The 24,462-nt window shown below is 63.3% G+C and carries 22 protein-coding genes; 13 read left to right on the forward strand and 9 right to left on the reverse strand.

What is annotated here, in order from left to right; all coding sequences use genetic code 11:
- Positions 1-62: 62 nt before the first annotated feature.
- Positions 63-1,031, forward strand: coding sequence for a glutathione S-transferase family protein (locus LOY33_RS15700; protein WP_258659366.1), 969 nt, complete (start codon positions 63-65; stop codon positions 1,029-1,031).
- A gap of 92 nt (positions 1,032-1,123) precedes the next feature.
- Here LOY33_RS15700 and cysG read toward each other — a convergent pair whose 3' ends face one another.
- From cysG to ftsK, 6 genes are all read right to left on the reverse strand, one after another.
- Positions 1,124-2,509 (reverse strand): siroheme synthase CysG, encoded by a 1,386-nt coding sequence (cysG, locus tag LOY33_RS15705; RefSeq protein ID WP_043860844.1) that lies wholly within the window; start codon positions 2,507-2,509, stop codon positions 1,124-1,126.
- Positions 2,510-3,790, reverse strand: a complete 1,281-nt coding sequence (serS, locus tag LOY33_RS15710; protein ID WP_043860845.1) for a serine--tRNA ligase — start codon at positions 3,788-3,790, stop codon at positions 2,510-2,512. It abuts the gene before it with no gap.
- Between the two features lie 17 nt (positions 3,791-3,807).
- Complete coding sequence (crcB, locus tag LOY33_RS15715; protein WP_043860846.1) at positions 3,808-4,182, reverse strand: fluoride efflux transporter CrcB; 375 nt, start codon at positions 4,180-4,182, stop codon at positions 3,808-3,810.
- Positions 4,179-5,504 (reverse strand): replication-associated recombination protein A, encoded by a 1,326-nt coding sequence (locus tag LOY33_RS15720; protein WP_043860847.1) that lies wholly within the window; start codon positions 5,502-5,504, stop codon positions 4,179-4,181. The genes crcB and LOY33_RS15720 overlap by 4 nt, the downstream gene beginning before the upstream one ends.
- A 19-nt stretch (positions 5,505-5,523) precedes the next feature.
- The gene (gene lolA, locus LOY33_RS15725) at positions 5,524-6,147 is read right to left on the reverse strand and encodes an outer membrane lipoprotein chaperone LolA (protein ID WP_043860848.1); all 624 of its coding nucleotides are present in this window, start codon (positions 6,145-6,147) and stop codon (positions 5,524-5,526) included.
- Positions 6,148-6,212: 65 nt separating this feature from the next.
- Complete coding sequence (gene ftsK / locus LOY33_RS15730; protein ID WP_078480766.1) at positions 6,213-8,618, reverse strand: DNA translocase FtsK; 2,406 nt, start codon at positions 8,616-8,618, stop codon at positions 6,213-6,215.
- A gap of 341 nt (positions 8,619-8,959) precedes the next feature.
- On the opposite strand from ftsK, the gene aat reads away from it, so the two are divergent.
- From aat to infA, 3 genes are all read left to right on the forward strand, one after another.
- Positions 8,960-9,637, forward strand: a complete 678-nt coding sequence (gene aat / locus LOY33_RS15735; RefSeq protein WP_258659367.1) for a leucyl/phenylalanyl-tRNA--protein transferase — start codon at positions 8,960-8,962, stop codon at positions 9,635-9,637.
- Positions 9,638-9,712: 75 nt separating this feature from the next.
- Complete coding sequence (locus LOY33_RS15740; RefSeq protein ID WP_043860851.1) at positions 9,713-10,420, forward strand: arginyltransferase; 708 nt, start codon at positions 9,713-9,715, stop codon at positions 10,418-10,420.
- Positions 10,421-10,521: 101 nt separating this feature from the next.
- A complete protein-coding gene (gene infA, locus LOY33_RS15745) occupies positions 10,522-10,740 on the forward strand; it encodes a translation initiation factor IF-1 (RefSeq protein WP_002553999.1) in 219 nt (72 codons plus the stop codon).
- Positions 10,741-10,870: 130 nt separating this feature from the next.
- On the opposite strand, the gene clpA is transcribed toward infA, so the two are convergent.
- Together clpA and clpS are read right to left on the reverse strand one after the other, a co-directional pair.
- Positions 10,871-13,141 carry an ATP-dependent Clp protease ATP-binding subunit ClpA gene (gene clpA / locus LOY33_RS15750; RefSeq protein ID WP_043860852.1) on the reverse strand — a complete coding sequence of 757 codons (2,271 nt, stop codon included), beginning with the start codon at positions 13,139-13,141 and terminating at the stop codon, positions 10,871-10,873.
- Positions 13,142-13,171: 30 nt separating this feature from the next.
- Complete coding sequence (gene clpS, locus LOY33_RS15755) at positions 13,172-13,534, reverse strand: ATP-dependent Clp protease adapter ClpS (RefSeq protein ID WP_043860853.1); 363 nt, start codon at positions 13,532-13,534, stop codon at positions 13,172-13,174.
- Between the two features lie 228 nt (positions 13,535-13,762).
- On the opposite strand from clpS, the gene cspD reads away from it, so the two are divergent.
- The gene (cspD, locus tag LOY33_RS15760) at positions 13,763-14,017 is read left to right on the forward strand and encodes a cold shock domain-containing protein CspD (RefSeq protein ID WP_058541364.1); all 255 of its coding nucleotides are present in this window, start codon (positions 13,763-13,765) and stop codon (positions 14,015-14,017) included.
- A gap of 61 nt (positions 14,018-14,078) precedes the next feature.
- On the opposite strand, the gene icd is transcribed toward cspD, so the two are convergent.
- On the reverse strand, positions 14,079-15,335 hold the full coding sequence (icd, locus tag LOY33_RS15765; protein WP_043860855.1) for an NADP-dependent isocitrate dehydrogenase: 1,257 nt from the start codon (positions 15,333-15,335) through the stop codon (positions 14,079-14,081).
- A 418-nt stretch (positions 15,336-15,753) separates the two neighbouring features.
- On the opposite strand from icd, the gene LOY33_RS15770 reads away from it, so the two are divergent.
- The 8 genes from LOY33_RS15770 (at position 15,754) to LOY33_RS15805 (ending at position 24,429) form a co-directional block, all read left to right on the forward strand.
- Positions 15,754-17,979, forward strand: a complete 2,226-nt coding sequence (locus tag LOY33_RS15770) for an NADP-dependent isocitrate dehydrogenase (protein ID WP_054915101.1) — start codon at positions 15,754-15,756, stop codon at positions 17,977-17,979.
- A 163-nt stretch (positions 17,980-18,142) separates the two neighbouring features.
- Entirely contained in the window at positions 18,143-18,583 is a 441-nt protein-coding gene (locus tag LOY33_RS15775; RefSeq protein ID WP_054915102.1) for an NUDIX hydrolase, read from the forward strand.
- A gap of 73 nt (positions 18,584-18,656) precedes the next feature.
- Positions 18,657-19,778: a tRNA 2-thiouridine(34) synthase MnmA gene (gene mnmA, locus LOY33_RS15780; protein WP_058541215.1), complete on the forward strand. Its 1,122-nt coding sequence runs from the start codon at positions 18,657-18,659 to the stop codon at positions 19,776-19,778.
- A complete protein-coding gene (gene hflD, locus LOY33_RS15785; RefSeq protein WP_043860859.1) occupies positions 19,778-20,398 on the forward strand; it encodes a high frequency lysogenization protein HflD in 621 nt (206 codons plus the stop codon). The genes mnmA and hflD overlap by 1 nt, the downstream gene beginning before the upstream one ends.
- A 135-nt stretch (positions 20,399-20,533) precedes the next feature.
- Positions 20,534-21,904 (forward strand): adenylosuccinate lyase, encoded by a 1,371-nt coding sequence (gene purB / locus LOY33_RS15790; RefSeq protein ID WP_043860860.1) that lies wholly within the window; start codon positions 20,534-20,536, stop codon positions 21,902-21,904.
- Between the two features lie 80 nt (positions 21,905-21,984).
- Positions 21,985-23,151, forward strand: a complete 1,167-nt coding sequence (locus LOY33_RS15795; protein ID WP_043860861.1) for a cupin domain-containing protein — start codon at positions 21,985-21,987, stop codon at positions 23,149-23,151.
- Entirely contained in the window at positions 23,144-23,569 is a 426-nt protein-coding gene (locus tag LOY33_RS15800; protein ID WP_043860862.1) for a GNAT family N-acetyltransferase, read from the forward strand. Before LOY33_RS15795 ends, LOY33_RS15800 begins: the two co-directional genes overlap by 8 nt.
- Positions 23,570-23,694: 125 nt before the next feature.
- Entirely contained in the window at positions 23,695-24,429 is a 735-nt protein-coding gene (locus tag LOY33_RS15805; protein ID WP_258659368.1) for a secretin N-terminal domain-containing protein, read from the forward strand.
- Positions 24,430-24,462 lie beyond the last annotated feature (33 nt).

Consider the following 24,462-nt stretch of genomic DNA (forward strand, 5'->3'; position numbering starts at 1 on the left):
TTGGTTCGAACTTGAGCCCGTACACTGGGCTCCAAGTTGAACGAATCGCCAAGGAGACCACCATGGGCCTGTTGATCGATGGCCGCTGGCATGACCAGTGGTATGAAAGCAGCAAAGACGGCACCTTCCAGCGCGAGAACGCGCAGCGGCGCAATCAGCTGCCCGCAGCCGACACCGGGCGCTATCACCTGTATGTGTCGCTGGCCTGCCCCTGGGCGCACCGCACGCTGATCTTTCGCACGCTCAAGGGCCTGGACAAGCTGATCGACGTGTCGGTGGTCAGCTGGCTGATGGGCGAGAACGGCTGGACCTTCGACACAGCTCTGGGTTCGACGGGCGACAAGCTCGACCAGCTTGAATTCCTGCATCAGCGCTACACCCGCGACGACCCGCATTACACCGGCCGGGTCACGGTGCCGGTGCTGTGGGACAAGCAGGAACAACGCATCGTCAACAACGAGTCGGCAGAGATCATCCGTATCTTCAACACCGCCTTCGACGGGCTGACCAGCAATCGCCTGGACCTTTACCCCGAGCCGCTGCGCGCGAGCATCGATGCACTGAACGAGCGGATCTACCCTGCCGTGAACAACGGCGTGTACCGCGCAGGCTTTGCGACTACGCAAAAAGCCTACGAGCAGGCGTTCGACGAGCTGTTTGCCGAGCTGGATGCACTGGAAAAGCTACTGAACGACCAGCGCTACCTGGCCGGCGAGTACCTGACCGAAGCTGACTGGCGGCTGTTCACCACGCTGGTTCGGTTCGACGCGGTGTATCACGGGCACTTCAAGTGCAACCTGCGGCGCATCGCCGATTATCCGAACCTGTCGAACTGGCTGAGAGAGCTGTACCAGTGGCCGGGAGTGGCCGAGACGGTGAACATGGAGCATATCCAGCATCACTATTACATGAGCCACAAAACCATCAACCCGAACGGGATCGTGCCCAAGGGGCCATTGCAGGACTTTGCGGCGCGACACGATCGGGAGCGGCTGGTGGGCCGGGGGATTTGGGACAAGACCAGTTTTTGATCAGGGGTTGAAGGGCCCCTTCGCCAGCAAGGCTGGCTCCTGCAGTGGGTCGCGTGAACCTGCAGGAGCCAGCCTTGCTGGCGAAGCTGTTGTTACTGAGCCCCTTCGAACCACGCCAGCTTCTCGCGAAGCTGCACCACCTCGCCCACGATCACCAGCGTCGGCGCATGCACTTCGTGCTCCGCCACCAGTTGCGGCAGGTCGGCCAGGGTGCCGGTAAACACCCGCTGGTTGGTGGTAGTGCCCTGCTGCACCAGCGCCGCCGGCGTACTAGCCGCACGGCCGTGACGAATCAGCTCGGCACAGATGGTCGGCAAGCCCACCAGCCCCATGTAGAACACCAGGGTCTGCGCAGGCGCCACCAGGTCATTCCACGGCAGGTTGCTGGTACCGTCCTTGAGGTGACCGGTCACGAAGCGCACCGACTGGGCATAATCGCGGTGGGTCAGCGGTATGCCGGCATACGCCGAACAGCCGCTGGCCGCAGTGATGCCCGGCACCACCTGGAAGGGTATGCCATGCTCGGCCAGCTCTTCGATCTCCTCGCCACCCCGGCCGAAGATGAACGGATCGCCGCCCTTGAGGCGCAGCACGCGCTTGCCTTGCTTTGCCAGGGTCACCAGCAGCTGGTTGATCTGGTCCTGCGGTACGCTGTGATCGGCGCGGCGCTTGCCCACGTAGATGCGCTCGGCGTCGCGCCGGCACAACTCGATGATGGCGGGCGCCACCAGGCGGTCGTACAGCACCACATCGGCCTGCTGCATCAGGCGCAGCGCACGGAAGGTCAGCAAGTCCGGATCACCCGGCCCCGCCCCCACCAGGTACACCTCGCCCGAGGTCTGCGGCAGCGCGCCATCCACCTTGGCCTGCAGCAGGCGTTCGGCTTCGGCGCCCTGCCCGGCCAGCTGGCGCTCGGCAATCGGGCCCTGGAACACGTCTTCCCAGAACCCACGACGCTGGTTCACGTCGGGGTACAGTTCCTTGACCCTATGGCGAAAGCGCGCGGCCAGGCCGGCCAGTTCGCCATAGGCGGCAGGAATCCAGGTTTCCAGCTTGGCGCGGATCAGGCGTGCCAGCACCGGCGCATCGCCGCCGCTGGACACTGCCACCACCAGTGGCGAACGGTCGACGATCGCCGGGAAGATCACCGTGCACAAGGCCGGCGCATCCACCACGTTGACCGGCACACAGCGCTGGCGCGCATCGGCCGATACCTGGGCGTTGAGCGCCTGGTCGTCGGTGGCGGCGATGATCAGCTGGCAACCGTCGAGGTCGCTTTCGTGATAGCCGCGGGCCAGGGTCTGGCCGCCACTGGAGCGTGCCAGTTCGGCCAGTTGCCCCTCGATTTCAGGGGCAACCACCCGCAGCACGGCACCTGCATCGGCCAGCAGGCGAGACTTGCGCAGGGCAATCTCGCCTCCACCCACGACCAGCACCTGGCTGCCCCGCAGGTTGTGGAACAGCGGCAGGAACTCCATTTAACCGATGATCTCCAGGCCACCCATGTAAGGCTTGAGCACGTCCGGTACACGGATGCTGCCATCAGCCTGCTGGTAGTTCTCCAGCACTGCCACCAGGGTACGGCCTACAGCCAGGCCCGAGCCGTTGAGGGTGTGCACCAGCTCCGGCTTGCCGGTTTCCGGGTTGCGCCAGCGGGCCTGCATGCGGCGCGCCTGGAAGTCGCCGCAGTTGGAGCACGAGGAAATTTCGCGGTACTTGTCCTGGCTCGGCACCCACACTTCCAGGTCGTAGGTCTTCACGGCACTGAAGCCCATGTCGCCGGTGCACAGCGACAGTACGCGGTAAGGCAGCTCCAGCAGTTGCAGCACACGCTCGGCGTTGGCAGTCAGGCCTTCGAGGGCTTCCATCGACTTGCCCGGCTCGACCACCTGGACCATCTCGACCTTGTCGAACTGGTGCTGGCGGATCATGCCGCGGGTGTCGCGACCCGACGCACCGGCTTCGCTACGAAAGCACGGGGTGTGGGCGACGAACTTGATCGGCAGTTGCTTGGCATCGACGATTTCGCCGGCCACGATGTTGGTCAGCGACACTTCGGCCGTCGGGATCAGGTAGAAGTCGGCCTCGCCTTCGCGGCTGATCTTGAACAGGTCTTCCTCGAACTTGGGCAGCTGGCCGGTGCCTTGCAGCGCCGGGGCCTGTACCAGGTACGGGGTGTAGGCTTCCTCGTAGCCATGCTCGGCGGTGTGCAGGTTGATCATGAACTGCGCCAGGGCACGGTGCAGACGGGCGATCGGGCCGCGCAGCAGGGCAAACCGCGCGCCCGACAGCTTGGCTGCGGTCTCGAAGTCGAGGTAGCCGTTGCGCTCGCCCAGGGCGACGTGGTCCTGGATCGCAAAATCGAAGCTGCGCGGGGTGCCCCAGCGGCGCACTTCGACGTTGTCGTCTTCATCGGCGCCCACCGGTACGCTGGCGTCCGGCAGGTTGGGGATGGTCAGCAGGATAGCGTCCAGCTCTTCGCGGATACCTTCCAGCTCCACCTTGCCGGCAGCCAGTTCGTTGGCCATGCGCTCGACGTCGGCCATCAGCGGGGCAATGTCCTCACCCTTGGCCTTGGCCTGGCCGATGGATTTGGAACGGGCGTTACGCTCGGCCTGCAGCTGTTCGGTGCGGGTCTGCACAGACTTGCGGCGCTCTTCAAGTGCTTCGATGCGCGCGACATCCAGGCTGAAGCCACGGGAAGCCAGGCGATCCGCCACTTCCTGAAGTTGGCCGCGTAACAGTTGGGAATCGAGCATATCGTTTTCTCGCTGGTTCAGAATTTGGTCAAGGACAAACCGGCCCAGGTGGCGAGCAGGCCACCCACTACACTGAGGCTGGCATAGCCGAACGCCAGGGGCGCTTGCCCGCTTTCGAGCAGGCGTACGGTGTCCATGGAAAAGGATGAAAAGGTCGTCAGGCCGCCAAGGAAGCCGACGATCAGGCCTGCGCGCAGCTCGACCGGCACCAGCGGGCGATGCAGAAACAACCCGTAGAGCAAGCCGATCAGCAGGCAGCCAATCAGGTTGACCGCCAGCGTACCGAGATAGAAGTGGCGTGGCCAGTGGGCATTGACCCAATTTCCCGCGGCAAAGCGCAGCAGCGTGCCGGCAATGCCCCCGGCGCTGACTGCGGCCACCAGGGCAATCATGGCTTCCTCCGCTGGCGCGGGCTCAGGCGATCGAGTTCGGCCAGGTGGCGCAGCTTCTCGCCGATCTTCAGTTCCAGGCCGCGAGGCACCGGCTGGTAGTACTGGCGCGGCGCGAGGTCATCGGGAAAGTAGTCTTCGCCCGCCGCATAGGCATCGGGCTCGTCGTGGGCATAACGGTACTCGTCGCCGTAGCCCAGTTGCTTCATCAGCTTGGTGGGTGCGTTGCGCAGGTGCAGCGGCACTTCCAGCGAACCATGCTCGGCGGCTTCGCGCAGGGCGGTCTTGAAGCCCATGTACACCGCGTTGCTCTTGGGCGCACAGGCCAGGTACGTAATGGCCTGGGCCACCGCCAGCTCGCCCTCGGGGCTGCCCAGGCGCTCCTGCACGTCCCACGCGGCCAGACACAGGCTCAGCGCACGCGGGTCGGCGTTGCCGATGTCTTCGCTGGCCATGCGCACCACGCGCCGCGCCAGGTACAACGGGTCGCAGCCGCCATCGAGCATGCGCGCGAACCAGTACAGCGCCCCATCGGGGTTGGAGCCGCGCACCGACTTGTGCAATGCGGAAATCTGGTCGTAGAAGGCCTCGCCGCCCTTGTCGAAACGTCGACGGGTATCACCGAGCAGGCTTTGCAGCAGCTCCACCCCGATCTCGCTGCCGTCTTCGGCCAGGTCCGAGGCATTCTCCAGCAGGTTGAGCAGGCGCCGGCCATCGCCATCGGCGGCAGCCAGCAGCATCTTGAAGGCTTCGTCGCCCAGGCTCAGGTTGCGCTTGCCCAGGCCGCGCTCCTCGGTCAGTGCGCGCTCCACCAGGCGGTGCAACGCGGCTTCGTCCAGGCTCTTGAGCACATACACACGCGCCCGCGACAGCAGGGCGTTGTTGAGTTCGAACGAGGGGTTTTCGGTGGTGGCGCCGATGAAGATCAGCGTGCCGTCTTCCACATACGGCAGAAAGGCGTCCTGCTGCGACTTGTTGAAGCGGTGCACTTCGTCGACGAACAGGATGGTGCGCCGCCCGTACTGGGCGGCCTGCTGCTTGGCGATCTCCACCGCCTGGCGGATCTCCTTGACCCCGGCCAGTACGGCCGAGACGGTCTCGAAGTGCGCCTCGCAGAACTGTGCCAGCAAACGCGCCAGGGTGGTCTTGCCCACCCCGGGCGGGCCCCAGAAGATCATCGAGTGCAGCGCGCCCTGCTCCAGTGCCTCGCGCAGCGGCTTGCCGCGCGCCAGCAGGTGCTGCTGGCCGACGTATTCGTCCAGGTTGGCCGGGCGCAGGCGCGCGGCCAAGGGCTGGGCAACAGGGTCACTTCGAAACAGGTCCATGGACGCGGGCTTGACCTCTTTACTCTTGAATCACGTCGGCGCCTTCAGGCACGACGAACTTGAATTTGCTCGCCGGGATCGGCTCATTGGCCTTGACCCCGCTGAACAGGATATTGGTGCGCTGGCCGACGCTGTCGATCAGTTGCATATCGTTCACCAGCCCCTTGCGGAAGGACAGGCGCAGCGAGTCGAACAGGGTGTCCTTGGTTTTGGGCTTGAGCGTGAAATCGATCACGTCACCCTGTTGCTTGGAGGTGATATCGAAGCTCTGGCTGATTTTCGAGATATCACCCGACAACAGCAAGGCCGGCGTTTCGGTCAGACGCTCGTCGAGCTTCTTGATGGTCGCCTGCTCCAGGTCCGGGTCCCACAGGGTCACCTTCTTGCCGTCCGACACCACCACCTGCTCGGCAGGCGCATCGGTGTGCCAGTAGAACAGGCCAGGGCGCTGTACCGCCATCTGACCGGTGGTTTCCTGCAACTGGGTGCCGCTGCCATCGAGGGTCAGTTGCGAGAAACCGGCAGAAATGGTCTTGGACGTCTCCAGCAATTGGGTCAGGCTTTTGACGTCCGCCTCTGCGGCGAAAACCGAAGCGCTGGACAGGGCCATGGCGGAAACCAACAGCATGCGAATCAGGCGCATGGAAATCCTCGTTGCAGTAGGGGTGGGCCGGCGTCCGTCAATGGCCGCCGGCAGATAAGGAATCATCAGTCGCGCATCGGTCCGGGCGCAATCACTTCACGCGAACCGTTGGTGTTCATGGCAGTGACCACACCGGCCATTTCCATCGCCTCGATCATGCGGGCGGCGCGGTTGTAGCCGATCTTGAGCTTGCGCTGTACTGCGGAAATGGAGGCACGACGGCTTTCGAGCACGAACTGCACGGCCTCGTCGTACAGCGCGTCGGTTTCGGCGTCATCGTCACCGCCACCACCACCGCCCCCATCGAAGCCGCTGCCGGCCTCTTCGACACCACTGAGGATGTCGTCGTTGTAGTCAGGGGCGCCGCGCAGCTTCCAGGCCTCGACCACGCGGTGAACCTCTTCGTCGGACACGAAGGCGCCGTGCACGCGAATCGGCAGGCTGGTGCCCGGCGGCATGTACAGCATGTCGCCATGGCCCAGCAGCTGTTCGGCGCCGCCCTGGTCGATGATGGTACGCGAGTCGATCTTGCTCGATACCTGGAACGCCATGCGCGTCGGGATGTTGGCCTTGATCAGGCCGGTGATCACGTCCACCGACGGACGCTGGGTGGCCAGGATCAGGTGGATACCGGCAGCCCGCGCCTTCTGTGCGATACGGGCGATCAGTTCTTCGACCTTCTTGCCGACGATCATCATCATGTCGGCGAATTCGTCCACCACCACCACGATGGTCGGCAGGGTCTTGAGCAGCGGCGGCACGTCATCCATGCTTTCGCGCTTGAACATCGGGTCGTAGATCGGCTCGCCCGCTTCTTCGGCGTCCTTGATCTTGCGGTTGAAGCCGGCCAGGTTGCGCACGCCCATGGCCGCCATCAGCTTGTAGCGGCGCTCCATCTCGGCCACGCTCCAGCGCAGGGCATTGGCGGCGTCCTTCATGTCGGTGACCACCGGGCACAGCAGGTGCGGGATGCCTTCGTAGATCGACAGCTCGAGCATCTTCGGGTCGATCATGATCAATTTGGCGTCTTCGGGGCCGGACTTGAACAGGATCGACAGGATCATCGCGTTCACGCCCACCGATTTACCGGAACCTGTGGTACCGGCCACCAGCAGGTGCGGCATCTTGGCCAGGTCGGTGATCACCGGCTTGCCGCCGATATCGTGCCCCAGGGCCATGGTCACAGGCGACTTGGCCTCGTCATACTGCGGCGACGACAGCACCTCGGAGAAGCGCACGATCTGGCGGTCTTCGTTGGGGATCTCGATACCCACCGTGGTCTTGCCCGGGATCACTTCGACCACGCGCACGCTGGTTACCGCCAGCGAGCGCGCCAGGTCCTTGGCCAGGTTGGCGATGCGGCTGACCTTGACCCCGGCGGCCGGCTGGATTTCGTAGCGGGTGATCACCGGGCCGGGGTGGATCGAGTCCACCGACACTTCAACCCCGAACTCCTTGAGCTTGATTTCCAGCAGATGGCCCACGCCCGCCAGGGACTCTGGCGAATAGTTGACCTTCTTCTTCTCGGCCGGGTCGAGAATCGAAATCGGTGGCAGCGTGCCTTCGATGGCGCTGTCGACGAACAACGGCGCCTGCTTTTCCTTCTGCACGCGCTTGCTCGGCTCTGGCGCCTTGGCCGGCGCCGGCATGATCACCGGTGGCACATGCTGCTCGCGCTCGGCCACATGCTTGCTCAGCGTGGTATCGCGCTCGATGATGCGTTCCTTGGCCTTGAGCTGCTCGCGGCGGTCGGGCACCACAGGCGCCACCACGTCGTGCACCTGCTCGTCGACTTCACGCAGTTGGGCAACCAGGCGCTTGCGCTCGTTGCGCCCGGCCCACCAGCGGTTGGCCGCCCCCTGGAACAGTTCGAACAGGTCGAGGGTGATCTTGCCGGTGATGTCCATCACCTTGAACCACGACAGGTCGGTGAACACGGTCAGGCCGAACAGGAACAGCGCGATGAACATCAGGGTGCTGCCCTGCACGTTCAGCGCGTTCTTGGCCAGGTCACCCAGGCTTTCGCCCAGCGCGCCGCCCGCCGAGGCCGGCAGGCTCGGGGCCGAATGGAAATGGATATGCGCCAGCGCGGCGCCCGACAGCACCAGGAACACCAGGCCGATCAAACGCCAGGAGAACAGCCAGCCGCTCCACTGCCAGGGCTGATGACGTTCGCGAAAGATCTGCCAGGTCTTGATCGCCAGCAGCAACGGGAAGATATAGGCGAAATAGCCCAGCACCATGAACAACACGTCGGCAAAGAACGCCCCGGCGCGACCGGCGGCGTTCTGCACCTGCTCGACATTGCTGGTATGGCTGAAGCCCGGGTCGGCCTGGTCGTAGGTGAGCAGGGCCATCCACAGGTACAGGCACAGCGCGCCCATGGCGATCAGCGCACCTTCCTTGAGCCGGTAGTGCAACTGCTGGCGCCAGATCGGCTCGGGGTTGGGTGTTGCGGTGGATTTCTTCAAAACGCGTCTATTCCTGCGCTCAATGCGCGTCCAACAGGGGTCGACCGGGCGACCGGGTCAACAAACCACTACTTTTAACATTACTGCCCGCCTGCCGCCATGACGGCACGCCGGAACGAGGCGTAAACGGGGGCCAATTTCCTATACGGCAATTTGAGCACGCATTCTCTTTTGTGACAAAGGCTTATGCGGGGTTTTTGCGTAGTTGGGACAGCATAGTGCAGGTTAAGTTGCGCCGCCCGCCAACGCCGGCGGGGCAACGGCTGGCGCCGGCCTTGCCGACGAAGCCTTTTGCGGCGATCCTTCCCCTCCCCTCCTCCACCGCACGGCGACCCACCTCCATGCTGACCTGGCTGAGCCGCAACAACCTGGACTTCCCGCCCCTGGAAAAGGCCCTGCACGAACCCAACGGCCTGCTCGCCGCCGGCGGCGACCTGAGTGCCGAGCGCCTGGTGCAGGCCTATCGCCATGGCTGCTTCCCGTGGTACCAGGACGGCCAGCCGATCCTGTGGTGGTCGCCCGACCCGCGCACCGTGTTGTTCCCGGACGAGCTGCACGTGTCGCGCTCGCTGCGCAAGGTCATTCGCCAGGGCCGCTATCAGGTCAGCTTCGACCAGGACTTTGCCAGCGTGATCAGTGCCTGTGCGGCGCCTCGCGACTATGCCGACGGCACCTGGATCACCGCCCCCATGCAGGCTGCCTACCTCACGCTGCACCAGCAGGGCTTCGCCCACTCGGTGGAAGTGCGCGAAAACGGCGAGCTGGTGGGCGGGCTCTACGGCCTGGCCATAGGCCGCCTGTTCTTTGGCGAATCGATGTTCAGCCGCGCCGACAACGCCTCCAAGGTGGGCTTCGTGCACCTGGTGGAACACCTCAAGGCGGCCGGCTTCGTACTCATCGACTGCCAGATGCCCACCAACCACCTGCACAGCCTCGGCGCCCGCGCCATCGCTCGCAGCGCCTTTGCCGAGTACCTGCGCAACTACCTCGACCAGCCGGCCAACGTCAGCTGGGCCTGACGTCCTGGCGTTTGCTAGGCGAGTTTTCACAGCTGGCTTACACTTAATCCAAACGCACCTCCCGAGGGGTTGATCATGACAGAGCTGGCGCGGTTGAAGTTTTATGCCACTCAACCCCATGCCTGCAGCTACCTGCCAGACGAGCAAGCCACCACGCTGTTTCTCGACCCGAGCCAGCCAATGGACGCCAACGTCTACGCAGACCTGTCGGAAATGGGCTTTCGTCGCAGCGGCGACCACCTGTACCGCCCGCATTGCCAGAACTGCAATGCGTGCGTACCTGCGCGCATTCCGGCGGCTCGCTTTACACCCAATCGCCAGCAGAAGCGCATCATCAAGCGCAACGCCGACCTGGTGGTGACCCCGGCACGCCCTCGGTTCAACGAAGAATACTTCGAGCTGTACCGCCGCTACATCGAGCAGCGCCATGCCGACGGCGACATGTACCCGCCCAGCCGCGACCAGTTCTCCACCTTCCTGGTCCGCGACCTGCCGTTTTCACGCTTCTACGAGTTTCGCCTGGACGGCAAGCTGCTGGCGGTGGCGGTCACCGACCTGCTGCCCAACGGCGTATCGGCGGTGTACACCTTCTACGAACCCCAGGAAGAACGGCGCAGCCTGGGACGTTTCGCGATCCTCTGGCAGATCAGCGAAACCCTGCGCCTGGGGCTTGAAGCGGTCTATCTCGGGTACTGGATCAAGAACTGCAAAAAGATGAATTACAAGACCCAGTACCGCCCCATCGAGCTGCTGATCAATCAACGATGGGTCACGCTTAACTGAAACCCTTGGCTTGAACCCCATTTTTCGGGCACAATGCACGCCACTTTTTAGCCTGGCGCAGTTGCACCGGGCCGGCAACTGGACACCGAGGGCTTTACTGCATGTCGAAAGAAGACAGCTTCGAAATGGAAGGCACTGTCGTCGACACCCTGCCCAACACCATGTTCCGCGTGGAGTTGGAAAATGGGCACGTCGTTACCGCGCATATCTCCGGCAAGATGCGCAAGAACTACATCCGTATTCTCACCGGCGACAAGGTCCGCGTCGAACTGACGCCTTATGACCTGAGCAAAGGGCGCATCACCTACCGCGCCCGCTAAACGCTACACACAAGAACGCCCGGCCAGTGCCGGGCGTTTTTGCGTGCCTGCCTGAAAAGCCTCGCCGGCAAGGCCGACTCCTACCAGGGCTGCATCACCCCGCAGGAGCCGGCCGTGCCGGCGAACGCGATCAGGCCATCTCGGCCGTGGTCTCGAAGTCGAACACCAGCTCGCCATCGCGCAGGTCGATGTGCACCACGCCGCCATGCTCGGCCAGCTCGCCAAACAGGATCTCTTCGGCCAGCGGCCGCTTGATCTTGTCCTGGATAAGCCGCGCCATGGGCCGCGCACCCATCTGCGCATCGTAGCCACCGGCTGCCAGGTAGCTGCGAGCAGCATCCGACACCTCCAGCAGTACGCGCTTGTCTTCCAGCTGGGCCTGCAGTTCGGTGAGGAACTTGTCGACCACGCTCTTGATCACTTCGTGGCTCAGGCGACCAAACTGGATGATGGTGTCCAGGCGGTTGCGGAACTCCGGCGTGAAGCTCTTCTTGATCACTTCCATCGCGTCGGACGAGTGGTCCTGATGGGTAAACCCGATCGAGGCCCGTGCCGCAGTCTCGGCGCCGGCGTTGGTGGTCATGATCACGATGACGTTGCGAAAGTCCGCCTTGCGCCCGTTGTTGTCGGTCAGGGTACCGTGGTCCATCACCTGCAGCAGCAGGTTGAAGACTTCCGGGTGAGCCTTCTCGATTTCATCGAGCAGCAGCACGCAATGCGGCTGCTTGGTGATGGCTTCGGTCAACAGGCCGCCCTGGTCGAACCCGACATAGCCCGGAGGCGCACCGATCAGGCGCGACACGGTGTGACGCTCCATGTACTCGGACATGTCGAAACGCACCAGCTCGACCCCCAGCGCCTTGGCCAGCTGACGCGCCGCCTCGGTCTTGCCGACCCCGGTAGGGCCTGCAAACAGGAACGAGCCCACCGGCTTGTCCGGCGCCTTCAGGCCCGCACGCGACAGCTTGATGGCGGTGGCCAGCGAATCGATCGCGGCATCCTGGCCAAACACGGTCAGCTTCAGGTCGCGCTCCAAGTTGCGCAGCAGCTCCTTGTCGGAACTGGTGACGTGCTTTGGCGGAATGCGCGCAATCTTGGCGACGATGTCTTCCACCTGCTGCACATCGATGCGCTTGACGCGCTTCTCGACCGGCTGCAGGCGCTGGTACGCCCCCGCCTCGTCGATTACGTCGATGGCCTTGTCTGGCATGTGACGGTCATTGATGTAGCGCGCTGCAAGCTCCGCTGCGGCACGCAGCGACTCATCGCTGTACTCGATGCTGTGATGGGACTCGAAACGCCCCTTGAGGCCGCGCAGGATGCCGATGGTGTCTTCCACCGACGGCTCGCTGACATCCACCTTCTGGAAGCGCCGCGCCAGGGCCCGGTCCTTCTCGAAGATGCCGCGGAACTCCTGGAACGTAGTCGAGCCGATGCAACGGATATCACCCGAAGACAGCAGCGGCTTGAGCAGGTTGGACGCATCCATCACCCCGCCCGATGCCGCACCGGCGCCGATGATGGTGTGGATTTCGTCGATGAACAGGATCGCCTGCGGACGCTTGCGCAGTTCGCCGAGCAGCGCCTTGAAGCGCTTCTCGAAGTCGCCACGGTACTTGGTACCGGCCAGCAAGGCGCCCAGGTCCAGCGAATAGACCACGCTCTGGGCCAGCAGGTCAGGCACCTGCCCGTCGACGATACGCTTGGCCAGGCCTTCGGCGATGGCGGTCTTGCCCACCCCGGCCTCGCCCACCAGCAGCGGGTTGTTCTTGCGCCGACGCGCAAGGATCTGCGCCACGCGCTCGACCTCGGTCTCGCGCCCCACCAGCGGGTCGATACGCCCCTGGCGTGCCAGTTCGTTGAGGTTGCTGGCATAGGCATCCAGCGGATTGCTCGAGGACGAGGCTTCGCCGCCGTCTTCGTCCTGCATGTCCTGCTCGCCGTCCTGGTGTTCGCCATGGCCCGGCACCTTGGAGATACCGTGGGCGATGTAGTTGACCACGTCGATTCGCGCGACACTTTGCTGTTTGAGCAGGAACACCGCCTGGCTTTCCTGCTCGCTGAAGATCGCCACCAGCACATTGGCGCCGGTGACTTCACGTTTACCCGAGCTCTGTACATGGAACACGGCACGCTGAAGCACCCGCTGGAAGCCCAGGGTTGGCTGGGTCTCGCGGTCTTCATCATGCACGGGGATCAGTGGCGTGGTGGAGTCGATGAACTCCTGCAGGTCGTGCTTGAGCTTGTCGAGGTTGGCTCCACAGGCACGCAAAACGGTTGCGGCGGCCTCATTATCCAAAAGCGCCAGCAGAAGGTGTTCGACGGTCATGAACTCATGACGCTTCGAACGGGCCTCCTTGAAGGCCAGATTGAGGGTGACTTCGAGCTCGCGGTTTAACATAGCTTCACCTCATACCCAAGTGGTCGGCGATTAACCGTCCTTCTCGATTTCACAGAGTAGCGGATGCTGGCTTTCCCGGGCGTATTGGTTGACCTGCATGGCCTTGGTCTCGGCGATGTCGCGGGTAAACAATCCGCACACTGCCCGCCCTTCTGTATGGACGGCCAGCATGACCTTGGTCGCCAGCTCGCGATTCAGGTTAAAAAACACCTCGAGCACTTCGACGACGAAATCCATCGGTGTGTAGTCATCGTTGAACAAAACCACCTTGTACATCGGTGGTGCCTGCAGCGCGGGCTTGGCTTCCTGTACCGCCAGACCAGAGCCATCGTCCTCATCCTGCTGCGGGCGATCCTGATTGAATGTTAGTCGAATCTGGCTATGTGCATGCATGGAAAGAAATTCATCATTTCGACAGGTTAAGGTTGAATGTGGACCGCCTGGCCACACGCCGGAACGGCCGTCGCCTGACCTTGACTATCGGCAAATCGGTGTTACAACCAATAAGAGCCCACCGTGGTCGATAAAGATCCGCGCAGTCAACCAGAATTTTCGCAGGTTCATAGGCGGATGGAGTGGATGATACTCCAGTGATGGAGTCCTTTGCAGAGGGATATGAGGATGGCAACCGGCAAAGTCAAGTGGTTCAACAATGCCAAGGGATTCGGATTCATCAACGAGGATGGCAAGGATGAGGACCTGTTTGCCCACTTCTCTGCCATTAACATGGAAGGTTACAAGACCCTGAAGGCCGGACAAGTCGTCACATTCGATATCATTCAGGCACCCAAGGGGTTTCATGCGCAGAACATAAGACCCGTCGTCACCAGCGCCCAGAGCGAGCCCGCCGGCAGCGCGACCACGATCGACGCCTGAACACCCCAGGAACACCAGGGCCGGCCTGCCCTCTCGGACAGGCCGGCCTTTTGCTGCCCGCTTACATGTGCTTGATCAGCGCCTCACCGAAGCCCGAGCTCGACACCAGCGTCGCACCTTCCATCAGGCGCTCGAAGTCGTAGGTCACGGTCTTGGCCTTGATAGCCCCGTTGGTGCCCTTGATGATCAGGTCCGCCGCCTCTGTCCAGCCCAGGTGACGCAGCATCATCTCGGCCGACAGGATCACCGAACCAGGGTTGACCTGATCCTTGCCGGCATACTTGGGCGCCGTGCCGTGGGTGGCCTCGAACATGGCCACGGTGTCCGACAGGTTGGCACCCGGCGCGATACCGATACCGCCCACTTCCGCCGCCAGGGCGTCGGACAGGTAGTCACCGTTCAGGTTGAGGGTGGCGATCACGTCGTACTCGGCCGGACGCAGCAGGATCTGCTGGAGCATGGCGTCGGCAATGGCGTCCTTGACGATCACTTCACGCCCGGTCTTGGGGTTCTTGAATTTCATCCACGGGCCGCCATCGAGCAGCTCGGCGCCGAATTCGTTCTTGGCCACCTCGTAGCCCCAGTCCTTGAAGGCACCCTCGGTGAACTTCATGATGTTGCCCTTGTGCACGATGGTCAGCGACTCGCGGTCGTTATCCACCACATACTGCAGGGCCTTGCGCACCAGGCGCTGGGTGCCTTCCTTGGAAACCGGCTTGATGCCGATGCCGCAATCCTGGTCGAAGCGGATCTTGGTGACACCCATTTCCTCCTTGAGGAACTTGATGACCTTGTTCGCCTCGGGCGAGCCGGCCTTCCACTCGATGCCGGCATAGATGTCCTCGGAGTTCTCGCGAAAGATCACCATGTCGACGTCGCCAGGTTTTTTCACCGGGCTGGGCACACCCTCGAACCACACCACCGGACGCAGGCACACGTACAGGTCCAGTTGCTGGCGCAGGGCGACGTTCAGCGAACGGATGCCGCCGCCGACCGGGGTGGTCAGCGGGCCCTTGATCGATACCACGTAGTCTTTCACCGCATCCAGGGTTTCCTGGGGCAGCCAGGTGTCCTGGTCGTAGACCTGGGTGGCCTTCTCGCCGGCATACACCTCCATCCAGGAGATCTTGCGCTTGCCGCCATAGGCCTTTTCGACTGCAGCATCGACCACCTTGATCATCACCGGACTGACATCGACGCCAATACCGTCACCTTCAATGAAGGGGATGATCGGATTGTCGGGAACATTGAGAGAATGGTCTGCGTTGACGGTGATTTTGTCACCGACTGCCGGAACCTTGATTTTCTGGTATCCCATGCTGCACTCCGCTTTTTTCTGGTTGATAGGACTTCATGCAATCCCCAGAGCCTAACCCAGTTGAACGCAGACGCAAACCTCGCCGAAAAAACCGTCATACCAGCGTAAAACGCTCTACGTCTTTGGTCTAAAAGTGGCCATCCGACATGTTGACCTTGATGATTACGACCAAGGGTTTGATATACTCCGCCGGTGACCAAAGGGTCACTGGGGGCGACCGGTCCGAATAGAGACGTCCGGCCCCGACAAGACTGGGCTGTTACCGCAGTTCAGCCGTTTGACACTCGACTGATGCAACCCACCATCACAGCCCGGAATCCTCGACTTTCTGCTCATGGATCCGCTTGAGCGAAGCGCCTATCCTGCGCACCCCTCGAGATTCCGCGCACGCTCAGCAAAACAGAGAGTTAACCCGAATATGCCCACCCGATCCAAGATCATCTACACCTTCACCGACGAAGCCCCCGCCCTCGCCACCTACTCACTGCTGCCCATCGTCGAAGCGTTCACCGCCACTGCCGACATCGCCGTCGAAACCCGTGACATCTCGCTCGCTGGCCGTATCCTCTCTGCCTTCCCTGAACAGCTCGGCGCCGACAAGCAAGTGGCCGACCACCTGGCAGAACTGGGCCAACTGGCAACCACGCCTGAAGCCAACATCATCAAGCTGCCGAACATCAGCGCCTCGGTACCGCAGCTGAAGGCCGCGATCAAGGAACTGCAAGCCAAGGGCTTCAACATCCCGGACTACCCGGACACCGTCAGCACCGACGCGGAAAAAGAAGCCCGCGCCCGCTACGACCGCATCAAGGGCAGCGCCGTGAACCCGGTACTGCGCGAAGGCAACTCCGACCGCCGCGCACCGCTGTCGGTCAAGAACTACGCCCGCAAGCACCCGCACAAGATGGGCGCCTGGGCAGCCGACTCCAAGTCGCACGTCGCGCACATGGACAACGGCGACTTCTACGGCAGCGAAAAAGCCGCGCTGATCGAAGCCGATGACAGCCTGCGCATCGAACTGCTGGCCAAGGACGGTTCGACCACCGTCCTGAAAGAGAAAACCGCGGTCAAGGCCGGCGAAATCGTCGACTGCGCCGTGCTCAGCACCAAGGCCCTGCGCAGCTTCATCGCTGCCCAGATCGAAGAAGCCAAGGCCCAGGGCGTACTGCTGTCGGTTCACCTGAAAGCCACCATGATGAAGGTCTCCGACCCGATCATGTTCGGCCAGATCGTCGCCGAGTACTACAAGGACGCGCTGACCAAGCACGCCGCCGTACTGGAGCAGGTCGGCTTCAACCTGAACAACGGCATCGGCGACCTGTACGCCCGCATCAAGGACCTGCCAGCCGAGCAGCAGGCCCAGATCGAAGCCGACGTGCAGGCCGTGTATGCCGTGCGCCCGGCGCTGGCCATGGTCAATTCCGACAAGGGCATCACCAACCTGCACGTGCCGAGCGACGTCATCGTCGACGCCTCGATGCCGGCGATGATCCGCGACTCGGGCAAGATGTGGAACACCGAAGGCCAGCTGCAGGACACCAAGGCAGTGATCCCGGATCGCTGCTACGCCACCATCTACCAGGCGGTGATCGAAGACTGCAAGCAACACGGCGCCTTCGACCCTACCACCATGGGCAGCGTGCCGAACGTCGGCCTGATGGCACAGAAGGCCGAAGAGTACGGCTCCCACGACAAGACCTTCCAGGCCAAGGCTGATGGCGTGATCCGCGTCGTCGACGGCAAGGGCAACCTGCTGCTGTCCCAGGACGTCGAAGCCGGCGACATCTTCCGCATGTGCCAGACCAAGGACGCGCCGATCCAGGACTGGGTCAAGCTGGCCGTCAACCGTGCCCGCGCCAGCGCCACCCCGGCGATCTTCTGGCTCGACCCGCAACGCGCCCACGACGGCGTGCTGATCGAGAAGGTCCAGAAATACCTGAAAGACCACGACACCACCGGCCTGGACATCCGTGTCCTGTCGCCTGTCGAGGCCATGAAGGTTTCGCTGCAGCGCATCCGTGCCGGCGAAGACACCATCTCGGTCACCGGCAACGTGCTGCGTGACTACCTGACCGACCTGTTCCCGATCATGGAACTGGGCACCAGCGCCAAGATGCTGTCGATCGTGCCGCTGATGAACAACGGCGGCCTGTTCGAAACCGGCGCCGGCGGTTCGGCACCCAAGCACGTGCAACAGCTGGTGGAAGAAAACTTCCTGCGCTGGGATTCGCTGGGCGAGTTCCTGGCCCTGGCAGCTTCGCTCGAGCACCTGAGCACCGCCTACGCCAACCCCAAGGCCAAGGTACTGGCTGCGACCCTGGACCAGGCCACCGGCCAGTTCCTGGACAACAACAAGTCCCCTGCGCGCAAGGTTGGCAGCATCGACAACCGTGGCAGCCACTTCTACCTGACCCTGTACTGGGCCCAGGCACTGGCTGCACAGACCGATGACGCGGCGCTGCAAGCACGCTTCGCACCGCTGGCCAAGGCACTGACCGAGAACGAAGCGACCATCGTCGCCGAGCTCAACGCAGTCCAGGGCAAGCCGGTTGAAATCGGTGGTTACTACTACCCCGATGCCGAGCTGACCGCCAAGGCAATGCGCCCGAGCCAGACCTTCAACAACGCGGTTGCCGCGCTGTAAGGTTGGCTTGAGCTGACACACAGACCCCGGCCACGCACCGGGGTTTGTGCTTTCTGGAATCTGTGTCGTCTGCATCGTGGGTCAAGCCCGCTCCCACAGGGGTTGTGTGGGAGCGGGCTTGACCCGCGATGCAGGCGACGCTGCACTGAGCAGGAGCACCCGCATGACCTGGCAACCCCACATCACCGTCGCCACCATCGTCGAAGACAACGGCCGCTTCCTGCTGGTCGAGGAATTCAAGGCCGGCCGGCACGTCTTCAACCAGCCCGCCGGCCACCTCGAAGCCAACGAAACCCTACTCGAAGCCGCCCTGCGCGAGACCCTCGAAGAAACCGCCTGGGACGTCGAGCTTACCGGCATCGTCGGCATCTACCTCTATACCGCCCCCAGCAACGGCGTGACCTACCAGCGCATCTGCTTCGCTGCCCGCCCGCTTCGCCACCACCCCGAACGCGCCCTGGACACCGATATCGTGCGCGCCACCTGGCTCACCCGCGACGAACTGCTGGCAGACCCCGAGCGCTGGCGCAGCGAGCTGGTGCCGCAATGCATCGACGACTACCTGGCCGGCCCGCTGCACAGCCTGAGCCTGATCCGCAATTGAAGCCGCGGCTTTCGCCTTGCGCGGCGCAGCCTGATAGAATCGACGTCTTTTTCCAGATACACAGCCGGTACCTATGACCAGTCCAGCACTCTACGAACCCGAAAAGACACGCGTCATCGTCGGCATGTCCGGCGGCGTGGACTCTTCCGTCTCCGCCCTCCTGCTGATCGAGCAGGGCTACCAGGTGGAAGGCCTGTTCATGAAGAACTGGGAAGAGGACGACGGCACCGAATACTGCACCGCCCGCGAAGACCTGGCCGATGCCCAGGCCGTGTGCGACCGCATCGGCATCAAGCTGCACACTGCCAACTTTGCCGCCGAGTACTGGGACCACGTGTTCGAGCACTTCCTGGAAGAGTACAAGGCCGGGCGCACGCCGAACCCGGACATCCTGTGCAACCGCGAAATCAAGTTCAAGGCGTTCCTCGACTACGCCCTGATGCTCGGTGCCGACCTGATCGCCACCGGCCACTATGTGCGCCGCCGCGACATCGACGGGCGTACCGAGCTGCTCAAGGGCCTGGACCCGAACAAGGACCAGAGCTACTTCCTGCACGCCGTCGGCGGCGAGCAGATCGCCCGCACGCTGTTCCCGGTGGGCGAACTGGAAAAGCCCGAGGTGCGCGCCATCGCCGAAAAACACGGCCTGGCCACGGCCAAGAAGAAGGACTCCACCGGTATCTGCTTTATCGGCGAGCGCCGTTTCAGCGATTTTCTCAAGCAGTACCTGCCGGCGCAGCCCGGTGAAATCCAGACCACCGAGGGTGAAGTCATCGGCCAGCACCACGGCCTGATGTACCACACCATCGGCCAGCGTCAGGGCCTGGGCATCGGCGGCCTCAAGGATGCCAGCGACGAGCCGTGGTACGTGCTGGAGAAAGACCTCAGCCGCAACGTGCTGGTGGTCGGCCAGGGCAACGAGCACCCGTGGCTGTTCTCCCGCGCCCTGCTCGCCTCGGAGATCTTCTGGGTCAACCCCGTCGACCTCTCCAGCCCGCGCCAGCTGACGGCCAAGGTGCGCTACCGCCAGAGCGACCAGGCGTGCACCCTGGAACGCACCGCAAGCGGCTACCGCGCCGTTTTCGACGAGCCGCAGCGCGCCGTGACGCCGGGCCAGTCGGTGGTGTTCTATGACGGTGAGGTATGCCTGGGGGGCGGTGTGATCGAAGTGGCCGAGCCCTGGAGCAGCCGCTGATGAACCAGATGCAAGAACAACTGGTCGCTCTGGGCGGGGTATTCCAGGCCGCCGTGCTGGTCGACCGAATCGCCCGCACGGGCCAGGCCAGCGAGGCCGACCTGGGCTGCATGCTCGGCAGCCTGCTGGTACGCGACCCCAAGGACACCCTGGAGGTGTTCGGCGGTGACGACCTGAACCTCAAGGATGGCTACCGCGCCCTGGCCAGCGCGCTGGAGCGCGACCCTGCCAGCCTGCAGCGCGAGCCGCTGCGCTACGCCTTGTCGATGCTGGGCCTGGAGCGCCAGCTGGCCAAGCGTGGCGACATGCTCGACACCATCGGCAAGCGTCTGCCGCAGATCCAGTCCCAGGCCGATCATTTCGGCCTGGTGCATGAAAACGTGATCGCTTCGTGCGGCGCCCTCTATCAGGACACCCTGAGCACCCTGCGCCAGCGTATCCAGGTGCATGGCGACATGCGCAACCTGCAGCAGCCCAACAATGCCTCGAAGATCCGCGCCCTGCTGCTGGCCGGCATCCGTGCTGCGCGCCTGTGGCGCCAGCTGGGCGGGCACCGCTGGCAGCTGGTGATCAGCCGGCGCAAGCTGCTCAAGGAGCTGTACCCGATGCTGCGCGGCTGACCCTGACCGCGTCGCGGCCTTCGCTGGCTTGCCAGCGAAAAGGCCCGAAAGACCTTTTGTCACCCTCAAAACCCGGGCGCGTTTTTCATGTATGATATGCGCCCTTTTCGTTGCCCGACTGTCCGAGAACACCCCATGCAGCTTTCCTCGCTCACTGCGGTTTCCCCTGTTGACGGCCGCTACGCCGGCAAAACCCAGGCCCTGCGCCCCATCTTCAGCGAATACGGCCTGATCCGTTTCCGCGCCCTGGTCGAGGTCCGCTGGCTCCAGCGCCTGGCCGCCCACCCGCAAATCGCTGAAGTACCAGCGTTTTCCGCCGAAGCCAACGCCGTGCTCAACGCCCTGGCCGACGACTTCGCCCTCGAGCACGCCGAGCGCGTCAAAGAGATCGAGCGCACCACCAACCACGACGTCAAGGCCATCGAGTACCTGCTCAAGGAGCAGGCCGCCCAGCTGCCGGAACTGGCCAAGGTCAGCGAGTTCATCCACTTCGCCTGCACCAGCGAGGACATCAACAACCTGTCCCACGGCCTGATGCTGCGCGAAGGCCGCGACAGCGTGCTGCTGCCGCTGATGCGCCAGATCGCCGAGTCGATCCGCGAACTGGCCCACCGCTTCGCCGACGTACCGATGCTGTCGCGCACCCACGGCCAACCGGCTTCGCCGACTACCCTGGGCAAAGAGCTGGCCAACGTGGTGTACCGCCTGGAGCGCCAGATCGCCCAGGTTGCCGCCGTGCCGCTGCTGGGCAAGATCAACGGCGCCGTGGGCAACTACAACGCCCACCTGTCGGCCTACCCGCAGATCGACTGGGAAGCCAACGCCCGCGCCTTCATCGAAGACGAGCTGGGCCTGGTGTTCAACCCCTACACCACCCAGATCGAACCGCACGACTACATTGCCGAGCTGTTCGACGCGATCGCCCGCTTCAATACCATCCTGATCGACTTCGATCGCGATATCTGGGGCTACATCTCGCTGGGCTACTTCAAGCAGCGCACCATTGCCGGCGAAATCGGTTCCTCGACCATGCCGCACAAGGTCAACCCGATCGACTTCGAGAACTCCGAAGGCAACCTGGGCATCGCCAACGCGCTGTTCCAGCACCTGGCCAGCAAGCTGCCGATCTCGCGCTGGCAGCGCGACCTGACCGACTCCACCGTGCTGCGCAACCTGGGCGTCGGTTTCGCCCACAGCGTGATCGCCTACGAGGCCAGCCTCAAGGGCATCAGCAAGCTGGAAATCAACGAAGCCCGCATCGCTGAAGACCTGGACGCCTGCTGGGAAGTCCTGGCCGAGCCGATCCAGACCGTGATGCGCCGCTACGACATCGAAAACCCGTACGAGAAGCTCAAAGAGCTGACCCGCGGCAAAGGTATCAGCCCTGAAGCGCTGTTAACCTTCATCGATGGCCTGGACATGCCGGCCGAAGCCCGCGCCGAGCTGAAGAAGCTGACCCCGGCCAACTACATCGGTAATGCCGCGGCACAAGCCAAACGCATCTGATTGCCCCCGCGTTTTGACGCCCGGCTTGGCCGGGCGTTTTTATTGCTGAAAGAAAATTACTTTTTTTCAATAGGTTACACATGAATCCTGATACCCCACTTCAGCTGCTGGGCGGCCTGACTGCCCGCGAATTCCTGCGCGACTACTGGCAGAAGAAGCCCCTGCTGGTTCGCCAGGCCTTCCCTGATTTCGAAAGCCCGATCGATGCCGATGAACTGGCCGGCCTGGCACTGGAAGAGGAAGTCGAATCGCGCCTGGTCATCGAACATGGCGAGCGCCCGTGGGAACTGCGCCGCGGCCCGTTCGACGACGACACCTTCAGCACCCTGCCTGAGCGCGACTGGACCCTGCTGGTACAAGCCGTCGACCAGTTCGTGCCGGAAGTGGGCGAGCTGCTGGAGAGCTTTCGCTTTCTGCCAAGCTGGCGCATCGACGACGTGATGATCAGCTTCGCCGCCCCGGGTGGCAGCGTGGGCCCGCACTTCGACAACTACGACGTGTTCCTGCTGCAAGGCCAGGGCAAGCGCAACTGGAAGATCGGCCAGATGTGCGACAGCGACAGCCCGCTGATCGAGCACGCCGACCTGCGTATCCTGGCCGACTTCGAGCAGACCGACGAGTGGACCCTGGAACCGGGCGACATGCTCTACCTGCCACCGCGCCTGGCCCACTACGGTGTGGCCGAAGACGACTGCCTGACCTATTCGGTCGGCTTCCGCGCGCCGAGCGCCGCCGAAGTGCTGACCCACTTCACCGACTTCCTCAGCCAGTTCCTGCCTGACGAAGAGCGCTACACCGACGCCGACGCCCAGCCAGTGAGCGACCCGCACCAGATCCAGCGCGACGCCCTGGACCGCCTCAAGGGCCTGCTGGCCGAGCACATGAGCGACGAGCGCCTGCTGCTGACCTGGTTCGGCCAGTTCATGACCGAACCACGCTACCCGGAACTGGTGGCTGGCGAGGCACTGAGCGAAGAAGACCTGATCGACAGCCTGGAACAGGGTGCGATCCTGATCCGCAACCCGAGCGCGCGCCTGGCCTGGTCGGAAGTCGACGACAACGTACTGCTGTTCGCCAGCGGCCAGAGCCGCCTGCTGCCGGGCGAACTGCGCGACCTGCTCAAGCTGATCTGCGCCGCCGACGCCCTGCACGTGGAAAACCTCGCGCCATGGCTTGGCGACGAAAATGGCCTTACCCTGATCTGCGAACTGGTCAAGCAAGGAAGCCTGGGATTTGCCAATGAATAAGATCGAAGTACGCCTGGCCGACTGGCAGAAAGACAACGCCGACATCCGCCGTATCCGCGAATCGGTGTTCATTGCCGAGCAGAACGTGCCGCCAGAGCTGGAGTGGGATGCCGACGACAACATCGCCGTGCACTTCCTGGCCTTTGAGGGTGACTACGCCATCGGCACCGCCCGCCTGTTGCAGGATGGCCAGATCGGGCGCGTGTCGGTGCTCAAGGACTGGCGCGGGCTCAAGGTGGGTGACGCACTGATGCAGGCCGCCATCGCCGAGGCGCAGAACCGGGATCTGCGCCAGCAGAAGCTCACCGCACAAGTGCATGCCACCGCATTCTACGAGCGCCTGGGCTTCAAGGTCGTCAGCGAGGAGTTCCTCGAGGCCGGCCTGCCGCACGTGGACATGGTGCGCGACTCCCAGTAAGCGCCAGCCCTGTCGCCGGCAAGACCAGCTCCCATACCTGCGGGAGCCGGCCTTGCCGGCGAACAGGCCAGCACAACCGCTACAAATTTGCCATCATGTCCACTCCACCCGCGGAGACCATGGACATGCCGCTACGCCCCCTGCTCGCCACCCTGCTTCTGTCGTTCAGCCTCAGTGCGCTGGCCGCCACCGAAGTCCTGCCGCTGAACCACCGCACCAGCGCCGAACTGCTCCCCGCCGCGCAAGCCTTCATCGGCAAGGACGGCAGTATCAGCACCTTCGAAAACAAGCTGATCGTCAATGCCGAGCCCGGCAAGATCGACGAACTTCGCACCCTGCTGCAACAACTGGACACCGCCCCCAAGCGCCTGCTGATCAGCGTCGACAACACCGACAGCAACGTCCAGGACAACCGCGGCAACGCCCGCGTGATCCGCTACGGCACCGCCAACCGCGAGGGTGGGCTGCAACAGGTGCAGGCCAGCGAGGGCACTCCAGCGCTGATCCAGGTTGGCCAGAGCATTCCCATCACCAGCACCCAGACCGACAGCTACGGACGCGTGCAGAGCAACACCGAGTACCGCAACGTCACCCAGGGTTTCTACGTCACCGCCAGCGTCACCGGCGAAACCGTGCACCTTGCCATCAGCACCAACAATGACCGGATGAGCCAGGAACGCCCCGATGTAGTGAAGGTGCAAAGCACCGACACGAAGGTCACCGGCAAGCTTGGCAAGTGGATCAGCCTGGCAGGTGTCAACGCTCAAAGTCAGGCCGATGGCAGCGCTTCGACCCTCAGTTACTCCACCCAGCGCGGTGAGAACATGACTTTGCGGGTAAAAGTCGAGGCACTGGACTGACCCCGCGTCGTTCAAGGCCTCGACCAAAGGCCT

The sequence above is a fragment of the Pseudomonas sp. B21-036 genome (genome assembly GCF_024748925.1).
Classification (GTDB): Bacteria; Pseudomonadota; Gammaproteobacteria; order Pseudomonadales; family Pseudomonadaceae; genus Aquipseudomonas; species Aquipseudomonas palmensis.